We start from the raw sequence: 2,579 nt of genomic DNA, 5'->3' as shown, positions 1-2,579 counted from the left end.
ACCTGCACATCCGCGTCGCCAACGCCGTCACCGGAGAACTCCTGCGCGAGCTGATCCTCGACCCCGCCCGCGACTACCAGCCCCAGGTAAACCCGAACAAGACGAAACCCTCGAACCCGTAGGTTCGAGGGTTTCCGATGTCCCGAGACATCACACAAGTGCCCCGGATTCGAACCTACGCACCCGGCTCCAGAGACAGTTGCAGTTCAAGTCTGCGTACCTGCGTTGACCAGGGAGAAGGTTGCAGCTGCCCTGAGGTGTTCCGTAGTTGGTCCCCAATGGGTCCACGTTGTTACGCTGCGGGCTGCTCATAGGTGATCAGGCATCCAGATCACGTCCCGCGCCCCTGATGGTTTCCCAGTCCGTAGTGTAACAGCGGATGTTGGTATATACGATGATAGAAGCATCGACGCATCCGCCCTGGTGATGTGCCGCAGACCTAATTTCTTATTGGTAGAGTTGGGGACGGGATGTCTGAAATCGCCGATCAGCAGGCTCCTGAAGATTGGACCGCGCCAGAAAAGAAGCTTTGGGCAGCATTTCTTGATGGGACGAATCTCGATCTAGGCGGGCCAGATCCAGTTCGCAGTCCTCTTAGTGCCGATTCTTATGGGTCGGAGAGAAGTATCAGGGCCAGTATCATTGCCCATCTCCTTCTTGATGGACCGAAGCAGCCTCCCGGAAAGCCGCCTCGCCTCGTGTTGAAGGGAGCGCGAATTATCGGCCGCCTTGATGTCGGATGCGCTTCTCTGCTGTCGTTTCATTTCACAGATTGCGCATTCGACGAGCCTCCCTTTTTGAATGACGCGATCGCCACTTTTATTGGATTTTCTCATTGCACTCTTCCTGGAATGGAGGCGAGACGTCTTAAATGTTCCGGCCCCCTATGGTTGGGTGGCAGCCGCGTGCGCGGGCAAATTGGCATGGACAACTCCGAAATAGCGGGGGACCTGATACTGGGAGGATCGGAAGTATCGAACCCCAACGGGCCAGCCATTGATATCAACGGAACGCGTATCGCAGGGAATCTAGTGATGGATTCCATCTCCGTAAGCGGCCATCTTCTGATGCATGCTGCACGGATAGATGGTGATGTACTCTTGAGTGGTGCGAAGCTAAGTGATCCCAATGGATTTGCGCTTCGCGGGTCTCAGATGCAAGTAGGCGCTTCCTTCTCTGCGTTTCAGGGCCTTGATATAAGCGGCGGCGTGAACTTGGAAGGTGCCCAAGTAGAGGGGAAATTGCTTCTTATCCATGCGACCATATCGCATCCACTGAAGAATGCACTTATACTCGATCACGCTCGAATCGGGCTGGGTTTGGATTGTGGGAACTCTCGCATTCAGGGTTCGATTAGGCTCCATCACAGCGTGATTGGCTGCCAAGTTTCACTGAAAGGCGTCAAAGTCTCTGATGCTCCAAAAATGGCCATCAGGGCTGACCATATGAAAGTGGAAGGAAGCGTATTTTTAGGGGGGCTTGAAACTCAAAATACCGTCGATCTGCATGGAGCACAGATTGAGTGCAACCTTTCTTTGAGACGAGGATCACTGAGGTCGTCCGCAGAAGGCGCAGCTCTCAATGCAGATCGTGCGTGGGTGGGGGGAACTATGCAAGATGCAGTAGTCGGATACGGTTACGCGCCCATCCGTGCCTTTAGCATCTTCATGTTGCTTTTCGTAGGCGCGGCTTTTTGGTTCTCTGTAGGAGCTGTGGACTGCAATTCCTCGACTGCTGGACTCTGTCCTGTGAAGGCTGACGAACATCCGACATGGGATCCGTGGCTATACTCGCTAGATCTCCTCATACCGCTTATAGATCTCGGGCACGAGCAAGCTTGGGACCCGATCGGTATCTCGAAGATCGTAATGATAGTTCTTGTCGTAAGTGGTTGGGTTCTTACGACGACTATAATAGCTGCCGCCAGTCGCACTTTGCGACGATCATAGTCAGTTTGCGTGCTCCAGAAGCCTGGCGCCGTTACGAGGCACTTAAGCTGGGTGGCAACCATAAGTTTCCGGGTAAGACGTACGTACCTGCCCGTTGTGCCAGCGCAACAGAGTAAACTCTTACAAGTCGTCGTTGACGAGCAGTTCCACATGATCGCCGCGTAGCACTTTGCGATGCTTGCGTGGTCCCGGCGCTATCTCGAAGACCGGTACGCCTTCAGGCATGCCTCCGAACTCCCGCAGTTCCACTGGTGTCGCCAAGTCCCGCCGCTCGTCTGGAGTCGGCATGCGCGCAATCGCTACGACTGGTGACGTTGCTGTCACCGGACATCAAAGCCCCGAACGGTGATCCGTTCGGAGCGTTCTTGCTGGTGAAGTCTTGTGGCCAGGGGCAGGGCCGAACTGCCGACCTTCTGCTCTCGGGCGGAGCAACCACCCTGCTCGGCTGATTGAGACCGTTTCGCCACGCTGTACTTTTGCCGGCCTCCGCGCTCTCCAAGCGACCCCTCTCTGTCAGACTGCTGTGGTACATGGGACAGATGAGTCCTTTTGATGTAAAGCAGGGCGAGACAGGACGATCGAGACAGTGACGATGACCCTCGCCGACCAGGCCGCCATGACGGGGCAGGA

The 2,579-nt window shown here is 55.4% G+C and carries 1 protein-coding gene; it reads left to right on the top strand.

Annotation, left to right across the window (positions count from 1 at the left end; all coding sequences use genetic code 11):
* Positions 1–470: 470 nt before the first annotated feature.
* Complete coding sequence (locus KME79_RS44235; protein WP_219552657.1) at positions 471–1,949, top strand: hypothetical protein; 1,479 nt, start codon at positions 471–473, stop codon at positions 1,947–1,949.
* The last annotated feature ends 630 nt before the right edge of the window (positions 1,950–2,579 follow it).

Origin of the sequence: Nonomuraea harbinensis, assembly GCF_019396385.1 — a bacterium.
Taxonomy (GTDB): Bacteria; Actinomycetota; Actinomycetes; order Streptosporangiales; family Streptosporangiaceae; genus Nonomuraea; species Nonomuraea ferruginea.
This window is presented reverse-complemented; position numbering and strand designations above follow the sequence as displayed.